Genomic DNA, 8,613 nt, shown 5'->3' on the forward strand with positions numbered 1-8,613 from the left:
CTCCGGGAAGTTCTACCGCGCACGCGATACCGCGAAACTAGCCGTAGCGACCGGTGATGTAGTCTTCGGTCTGCTTCTTGGCCGGGTTGGTGAACAGGGTATCGGTATCGCCGAACTCGATCAGCTTGCCCATGTACATGAACGCCGTGTAGTCGGAGACGCGCGCGGCCTGCTGCATGTTGTGGGTCACGATGACGATGGTGAACTTGGATTTCAGCTCGTAGATCAGCTCTTCGATCTTCAGGGTGGAGATCGGGTCCAGTGCCGAGCAGGGTTCGTCGAGCAGCAGGACTTCCGGCTCCACGGCGATGGTGCGGGCGATGACCAGACGCTGTTGCTGACCACCGGAGAGACCGAGGGCGGACTCGTGCAGGCGATCCTTTACCTCGTCCCACAGCGCGGCGCCCTTGAGCGCCCACTCGACGGCTTCATCGAGCACGCGCTTCTTGTTGATGCCCTGGATGCGCAGGCCGTACACCACGTTCTCGTAGATGCTCTTGGGGAACGGGTTGGGCTTCTGGAACACCATGCCGACGCGGCGGCGCAGTTCGGCGACGTCGACGTTCTTGGCGAAGATGTTGTGGCCGTCCAGGCGGATCTCGCCCTTCACGTTGCAGCCGTCGACCAGGTCGTTCATGCGGTTGAAGCAGCGCAGCAGGGTGGACTTGCCGCAACCGGACGGGCCGATGAAAGCGGTTACGCGCTGCTTGGGGATGTTCATGCTGACGTCGAACAGCGCCTGCTTCTCGCCGTAGAACAGGCTCAGGCCGGGCACTTCGAGGGCGACGGTCTCACTTTCCAGGTTCATCCCGTGGCGGTCGCCGCGACCGAGCGCGCCAATGTCGATGCCGTGGGATGAGGTTTCATGTTGCATGTTCAGTCTCCTTGGGAGGCTTGGCGGTGGGCCTTGCCCGCCGCCTGCAGAATCAGTTTTCCAGCGCCTTGTACTTTTCGCGCAGGCGGTTACGAATGGCGATGGCCGAGAAGTTCAGCAGGGCGATCACCATCACCAGCAGCAGCGCGGTGGCGTATACCAGCGGGCGTGCAGCCTCGACGTTGGGGCTCTGGAAGCCGACGTCATAGATGTGGAAGCCCAGGTGCATGATCTTCTGGTCCAGGTGCACGTAGGGGTAGTTGCCGTCCACCGGCAGCGCCGGAGCCAGCTTCACCACGCCCACCAGCATCAGCGGCGCCACTTCGCCCGCGGCGCGAGCCACGGCGAGAATCAGGCCGGTCATCATCGCCGGGCTGGCCATCGGCAGGACCACTTTCCACAGGGTCTCGGCCTTCGTCGCACCCAGGGCCAGCGAACCTTCGCGGGTAGCACGCGGGATACGCGCGAGACCTTCCTCGGTGGCCACGATCACCACCGGCACTGCAAGGATAGCCAGGGTCAGCGAGGCCCAGAACAGGCCCGGCGTGCCAAAGGTTGGCGCCGGCAGGGCCTCGGGGAAGAACATTCGGTCGAGTGAGCCGCCCAGCACGTAGACGAAGAAGCCCAGACCGAACACACCGTAGACGATCGCCGGAACGCCCGCGAGGTTGTTCACCGCGATGCGGATGATCCGGGTCAGCAGGCCCTGGCGAGCGTACTCGCGCAGGTAGACCGCAGCGATTACACCGAACGGGGTGACGATCACGGCCATCACCAGGGTCATCATCACGGTGCCGAAGATGGCCGGGAAGATACCGCCCTCGGTGTTGGCTTCACGCGGGTCGTCGCTGAGGAACTCCCACAGTTTCTTGAAGTAGAAGCTCAGCTTGGTGACGACACCCATCTGGTTGGGCTGGTAGGCATGCACCAGCTTGCCGAGGCTGATCTCGGTTTCCTTGCCGGACGCATCGCGCATGACGATGCTGTCGCGGTTGAACTCCTGGTGCAGGCCGTTGAGCTGCTCTTCCAGCACCTTGTACTGGGCGTTCAGCTCGGCGCGGCCGGCGGCGATGTCGGCCTCGGCGGTGGCATCCAGCTTGTTGTTCAGCTGCAGGCCACGTTCCTTCAGGCGCAGGCGCTCCAGGCCATGGTTGATGCCGCCGATGTCCTTCTTCTCCAGCCGGTACAGCTTGGAGTAGAGCTCATCGACGCGCTTGAGCCGGGTCTGCAGCTCGGCCATGGCGCCGGGACCTTCGGCAACGACCTTGCCGTTTTCCTTGACGCTGAGCAGGTAGCCGTAGAAGTTGCCCCACTCGCGGCGCTCCAGGGTCACCAGCTCGGCCGGGTGATGACGGTCGGTCAGCCACTCGCCGATCACCCAGGAGAAGTCGCTGCCATACAGGTCACGGTTGCCCAGCTTGAGCAGTTCGCGGGTCATGAACTCCGGACCGTTGTCCGGCACCGGCAGGCCGGCACCGCGCAGGCGCGCACGCGGTACCTGCTCGACTTGCACTTCCTCACCGATCAGGGTCTTGGGCGCTTCACCGGGGACGCTGTACGTCGCCTCGATCACGTCCGCCGGCCAGAAGTGGCCGAGGCCGCGCACGGCGATCACGGCGAGCAGGCCGATGGTCATGATCACGGCGATGGACACCGCACCCGCGTTCATCCACACCCAGGGAGAACCGCTGGCGAACCACGCTTTGACGGATTCCTGTTTCTGTTTCACGGAACTAGCCTCGTCGGGCGGCGCTTAGAGCGACGCGTATTTCTTGCGCAGGCGCTGACGGATCAGCTCTGCCAGGGTGTTCATCACGAAGGTGAAGGACAGCAGTACCAGTGCCGAAAGGAACAGCACGCGGTAGTGAGTCCCGCCCACCTCCGACTCAGGCATTTCCACCGCGACGTTCGCCGCCAGCGTTCGCATGCCCTGGAAGATGTTCACGTCCATGACCGGGGTGTTGCCGGTGGCCATCAGCACGATCATGGTCTCGCCCACGGCGCGGCCCATGCCGATCATCAGCGCGGAGAAGATGCCCGGGCTGGCGGTCAGGATCACCACGCGGGTCAGCGTCTGCCAGGGCGTGGCGCCCAGGGCCAGGGAGCCGTAGGTCAGGCTGCGCGGCACGCTGAAGATGGCGTCTTCGGCGATGGAGAAGATGTTCGGAATCACCGCGAAGCCCATGGCCAGGCCGACTACCAGGGCGTTGCGCTGGTCGTAGGTGATGCCCAGGTCGTGGCTGATCCACAGGCGCATGTCGCCGCCGAAGAACATGGTCTCCAGGTGCGGGCTCATCCACAGGGCGAAGGCGCCGGTGGCGAGGACCACGGGGATCAGGATCGCCGCTTCCCAGCCGGCCGGCAGGCTCAGGCGGATGCGCTCGGGCAGTCGGCTCCAGATCAGGCCGGCGGCGAGGATGCCCAAGGGCGTGAGCAGCAGCAGGCTGAAGATGCCCGGCAGGTGGCCTTCGACGTAGGGCGCGAGGAACAGGCCGGCGAAGAAGCCGAGAATCACGGTCGGCAGCGCTTCCATCAGCTCGATCACCGGCTTGACCTTGCGGCGCATGCCCGGAGCCATGAAGTAGGCGGTGTAGACGGCAGCGGCGATGGCCAGCGGCGCGGCGAGGATCATCGCGTAGAACGCGGCCTTCAGCGTACCGAAGGTCAGTGGCGAAAGGCTCAGCTTGGGCTCGAAGTCGGTGGTCGCGGCAGTGGACTGCCAAACGTAGGACGGCTTGTCGTAGCTCTCATACCAGACCTTGCCCCACAGCGCGCTGAAGGACACTTCAGGGTGCGGGTTGCTCAGGCTGAAGCGGCGCAGTTCGCCACCCTGCTCGACGATCAGACGGTTGGCGCGCGGCGACAGGGCCATCGGCCCGGCGGATGGGGCGACGTTCTCCACCAGCAGCGTGCGGTGCGCGGTGCTGTGGAAGATGCCCAGGTTGCCTTGCTTGTCGAGGGCCAGGAAGCCCTTGCGGCGCTGCTCCGGCGCGATGCTGGAGATCGGCTGGTCGCCCAGCTTGAAGTCACGCACGTGAGACAGGCGCGGCTCGCCATCTTCACCACGAGCCATGAACCACTGGCCGATGCCGCCCTTGGAGTCGCCGACCATCAGCGAGATGCCACCCAGCAGCTGGCTGCTGGCAGTCACTTCGGCGGAGGCGTCATCCAGCAGCTTGTAGCGGCCGTTGAGCTGGTGGGTATTCAGGTTGAAGACGTCGGCCTGGGCACGGCCATTGAGCACATAGAGCCACTGCTTGCGCGGGTCCATGTAGATAGCTTTCACCGGGTCGGCGATTTGCGGCAGGTTGATGCGCTCTTCCTGCAGGGTGCTTTCGCCGGTCAGCATGTTTTCCTGCTGGGTCAGGCCGAGCAGGAGCATCTCGCTGCCGGTGGACGCGGCCAGCAACAGGCTGTCATCACCCGAGACGATCGCCACGTGCTCCAGCGGACGGCCCTGGGGATCCAGGTTCATCGCGGCTTCGCCATAGGGATAGTCGATGTGCGGAGTGATGGTCTTCTTGTTGTCCGGGTAGGTGACCTTGTAGTTGTGCTTGAACACCAGCACCTGACCGTTGGACAGGCCCAGCGCGACGGTCGGGTGACCCGGCTGGTCCTCGGCGATGGAGGTAACACTGGTGCCGGCAGGCAGCTTCAGCGCAACGCGGTCCATCTCGTCGCCTTTCTTGGCGTCGAAGAACACCACCTCGCCGTTAGCGGCGACGCGCATGCCCACCATGTTCTGCTCTTCGATGCTCAGCAGCAGCGGCGCCTGGGCCGTCTTCAGCCAGGCGGGAGCCAGGGGTTCGCGGGTCTCCAGCTCGGCGCCGCGGAACAGCGGCAGCACGACGTAGGCGAGGTAGAAGAAAATCAGGGTAATGGCAGCCAGTACGGCAAGACCGCCGACCAGAACGTACCAACGGGTCAGTCGATCCTTCAGCGCCCGGATACGGCGCTTGCGCTGCAGGGCAGGCGTATTGAAATCAATCCGCTCGGGGAGAGAAGAAGTCATCGGGGAGTTGGCCATGTCGTTCATGGAGTGACACCCTAGCGGCCCTATATGACAGAAAGATGACATGGAAGTGACGCGACAAAGCCCACCAGCAGAGCCATGCTGGCGGGCTCGGTCGAGTATGCGTCAGCCCATGCCGGGCGGGGATCTCCGCCCGGTTTGAAGGCTGATTACAGACCCAGGTCCTTGATCGCTTTTTCGGCGACTTTGGACGGCAGCGGGATGTAGCCGTCTTTCACGACAACCTGCTGGCCGGTCTTGGAGAGCACCATCTTCAGGAACTGGGCTTCCAGCGGGTTCAGCGGCTTGTTCGGCGCCTTGTTGACGTAGACGTAGAGGAAGCGCGACAGCGGGTAGCTACCGTTCAGGGCATTCGCCTCGTTGTCTTCGATGAACTCGCCGCCTTCTTTCTTGGCCAGGGCAACGGTCTTCACGCTAGCGGTCTTGTAACCGATACCGGAATAACCAACGCCGTTCAGGGACTGGCTGACCGACTGCACCACGGAAGCCGAACCCGGCTGCTCGTTCACGTTCGGCTTATAGTCGCCTTTGCACAGGGCTTCTTCCTTGAAGTAGCCGTAGGTGCCGGAGACGGAGTTACGACCGAACAGCTGGACGGGCTTGTTGGCCCAGTCGCCGGTCAGGCCCAGGTCGCCCCAGGTCTTCACTTCCGACTTGCCGCCACACAGGCGGGTGGAGGAGAAGATGGCGTCGACCTGTTGCATGGTCAGGCCTTTGATGGGGTTGTCCTTGTGCACGAAGATGGCCAGGGCGTCCACGGCAACCGGAACAGCTGTCGGCTTGTAGCCGTACTTCTGCTCGAAGGCCTGCAGTTCGACGTCCTTCATCTTGCGGCTCATCGGGCCCAGGTTGGCGGTGCCTTCGGTCAGAGCCGGCGGCGCGGTGGAGGAACCGGCGGCCTGGATCTGCACGTTCACGTTCGGGTACAGGCGCTTGTACTCTTCCGCCCACATGGTCATCAGGTTGGCCAGAGTGTCGGAACCGACGCTCGACAGGTTACCCGACACACCGCTGGCTTTCTGGTAGTCCGGCAGAGCCGGATCGATCGCGGCCACCGCACTGGCGGTGCCTACGCCTGCGGCGACAAAAGTCAGGGCCGCCATCAAACGCTTGAGTTTCATGCCTTGCTCCTTAAGGAGAATGGGGTTGGATGGAACGGGGGCCAGTATCGTGAGGCCGCATGAAGACTCTATGACGAGAATGTGACAGTTGGATGAAGTGCCATCAGTGCTGCAGCAGAGGTTCTGTAACAACAAGAATGGCGCCTTCCGAATGGCAAAAATTGCGCTGAAACGGCTGTTCTAGAGCACCTACTGTCGAGTCTGTCCGGACGACTGCAGGCCCGTCGCGGGGCTCATCCGACCATGATCATCGCGGCGATGAAGCACCCCATACACACCAGATACGGCAGCAGGAGCCATTTATAGATGCCGTGCCGGCGCCCGAGAAAGAAGCCGAAGCCTGGGATGATCAATGCGAGCAGCGCAGTTGGTCCCGCTCGTGTGAGCAGAAGGAAGAAGGCGAGCAACTGGCCGACGCTGAGGCTCAGAACGCCCAGCAGAATGAGGGTTGAAATCAACGTTTCCATGTCGAGCGGCGACCTTTTTCACGCGCAAAAGCAAAACCCCCGGCCAGCGATGCTGACCAGGGGTCTTGGGATAGGAGCTTGACGATGACCTACTCTCACATGGAGAAACTCCACACTACCATCGGCGATGCGTCGTTTCACTACTGAGTTCGGGATGGGATCAGGTGGTTCCAACGCTCTATGGTCGTCAAGCAATTCTTTACGGACGCTCGTGGCAGTTGCACACGCTCATCCAGATTCGGGTATGTGACAGGTATTTGCGGTTCACACGAACTTTCGGTTCGTTACGTCTTCACCGTACAACACGCAAATTGTTTGGGTGTTATATGGTCAAGCCTCACGGGCAATTAGTATCGGTTAGCTCAACGCCTCACAGCGCTTACACACCCGACCTATCAACGTCGTAGTCTTCGACGGCCCTTTAGGGGAATCAAGTTCCCAGTGAGATCTCATCTTGAGGCTAGTTTCCCGCTTAGATGCTTTCAGCGGTTATCTATTCCGAACATAGCTACCCGGCAATGCCACTGGCGTGACAACCGGAACACCAGAGGTTCGTCCACTCCGGTCCTCTCGTACTAGGAGCAGCCCCTCTCAAATCTCAAACGTCCACGGCAGATAGGGACCGAACTGTCTCACGACGTTCTAAACCCAGCTCGCGTACCACTTTAAATGGCGAACAGCCATACCCTTGGGACCGGCTTCAGCCCCAGGATGTGATGAGCCGACATCGAGGTGCCAAACACCGCCGTCGATATGAACTCTTGGGCGGTATCAGCCTGTTATCCCCGGAGTACCTTTTATCCGTTGAGCGATGGCCCTTCCATACAGAACCACCGGATCACTAAGACCTACTTTCGTACCTGCTCGACGTGTCTGTCTCGCAGTCAAGCGCGCTTTTGCCTTTATACTCTACGACCGATTTCCGACCGGTCTGAGCGCACCTTCGTACTCCTCCGTTACTCTTTAGGAGGAGACCGCCCCAGTCAAACTGCCCACCATACACTGTCCTCGATCCGGATAACGGACCAGAGTTAGAACCTCAAGCATGCCAGGGTGGTATTTCAAGGATGGCTCCACGCAGACTGGCGTCCACGCTTCAAAGCCTCCCACCTATCCTACACAAGCAGGCTCAAAGTCCAGTGCAAAGCTACAGTAAAGGTTCACGGGGTCTTTCCGTCTAGCCGCGGATACACTGCATCTTCACAGCGATTTCAATTTCACTGAGTCTCGGGTGGAGACAGCGCCGCCATCGTTACGCCATTCGTGCAGGTCGGAACTTACCCGACAAGGAATTTCGCTACCTTAGGACCGTTATAGTTACGGCCGCCGTTTACCGGGGCTTCGATCAAGAGCTTCGCTTTCGCTAACCCCATCAATTAACCTTCCGGCACCGGGCAGGCGTCACACCCTATACGTCCACTTTCGTGTTTGCAGAGTGCTGTGTTTTTAATAAACAGTCGCAGCGGCCTGGTATCTTCGACCGGCATGGGCTTACGGAGTAAATCCTTAACCCTCGCCGGCGCACCTTCTCCCGAAGTTACGGTGCCATTTTGCCTAGTTCCTTCACCCGAGTTCTCTCAAGCGCCTTGGTATTCTCTACCCAACCACCTGTGTCGGTTTGGGGTACGGTTCCTAGTTACCTGAAGCTTAGAAGCTTTTCCTGGAAGCATGGCATCAACCACTTCATCATCTGAAAGATGACTCGTCATCAGCTCTCGGCATTAAGACCCCGGATTTACCTAAGATCTCTGCCTACCACCTTAAACTTGGACAACCAACGCCAAGCTGGCCTAGCCTTCTCCGTCCCTCCATCGCAGTAACTAGAAGTACAGGAATATTAACCTGTTTCCCATCGACTACGCTCTTCAGCCTCGCCTTAGGGACCGACTAACCCTGCGTCGATTAACGTTGCGCAGGAACCCTTGGTCTTTCGGCGTGGGAGTTTTTCACTCCCATTGTCGTTACTCATGTCAGCATTCGCACTTCTGATACCTCCAGCAAGCTTCTCAACTCACCTTCACAGGCTTACAGAACGCTCCTCTACCGCGCATCTTGCGATGCACCCGTAGCTTCGGTGTATGGTTTGAGCCCCGTTACATCTTCCGCGCAGGCCGACTC

5 protein-coding genes and 2 rRNA genes (1 of these 7 running past the window's edge) are annotated in these 8,613 nt (G+C 60.8%); all 7 read right to left on the reverse strand.

Features of this window, described 5'->3' with window-relative positions:
- Window positions 1-37 precede the first annotated feature (37 nt).
- Window positions 38-874, reverse strand: coding sequence for a phosphate ABC transporter ATP-binding protein PstB (gene pstB, locus RS899_RS25845; protein WP_054910040.1), 837 nt, complete (start codon window positions 872-874; stop codon window positions 38-40).
- Between the two features lie 52 nt (window positions 875-926).
- A complete protein-coding gene (gene pstA / locus RS899_RS25850; RefSeq protein ID WP_233297580.1) occupies window positions 927-2,603 on the reverse strand; it encodes a phosphate ABC transporter permease PstA in 1,677 nt (558 codons plus the stop codon).
- A gap of 24 nt (window positions 2,604-2,627) precedes the next feature.
- Entirely contained in the window at window positions 2,628-4,661 is a 2,034-nt protein-coding gene (locus RS899_RS25855) for an ABC transporter permease subunit (RefSeq protein ID WP_139092901.1), read from the reverse strand.
- 395 nt (window positions 4,662-5,056) lie between these two features.
- Window positions 5,057-6,028 (reverse strand): phosphate ABC transporter substrate-binding protein PstS, encoded by a 972-nt coding sequence (locus RS899_RS25860; RefSeq protein ID WP_054910037.1) that lies wholly within the window; start codon window positions 6,026-6,028, stop codon window positions 5,057-5,059.
- Between the two features lie 233 nt (window positions 6,029-6,261).
- A complete protein-coding gene (locus RS899_RS25865; RefSeq protein ID WP_054910036.1) occupies window positions 6,262-6,495 on the reverse strand; it encodes a hypothetical protein in 234 nt (77 codons plus the stop codon).
- Between the two features lie 76 nt (window positions 6,496-6,571).
- Window positions 6,572-6,687, reverse strand: a 5S ribosomal RNA gene (gene rrf, locus RS899_RS25870).
- A 134-nt stretch (window positions 6,688-6,821) separates the two neighbouring features.
- Window positions 6,822-8,613, reverse strand: a 23S ribosomal RNA gene (locus RS899_RS25875); it runs 1,100 nt beyond the window's last position.

The sequence above is a fragment of the Pseudomonas sp. C9-3 genome (assembly GCF_032392015.1).
GTDB classification, from domain to species: domain Bacteria; phylum Pseudomonadota; class Gammaproteobacteria; order Pseudomonadales; family Pseudomonadaceae; genus Pseudomonas; species Pseudomonas nitroreducens.

Bases quoted from the DNA above. Each gene is read 5' to 3' on its own strand.
- RS899_RS25865 (WP_054910036.1), bottom strand. From the start codon at position 6,495: ATGGAAACGTTGATTTCAACCCTCATTCTGCTGGGCGTTCTGAGCCTC.
- RS899_RS25860 (WP_054910037.1), bottom strand. From the start codon at position 6,028: ATGAAACTCAAGCGTTTGATGGCGGCCCTGACTTTTGTCGCCGCAGGC.
- pstB (WP_054910040.1), bottom strand. From the start codon at position 874: ATGCAACATGAAACCTCATCCCACGGCATCGACATTGGCGCGCTCGGT.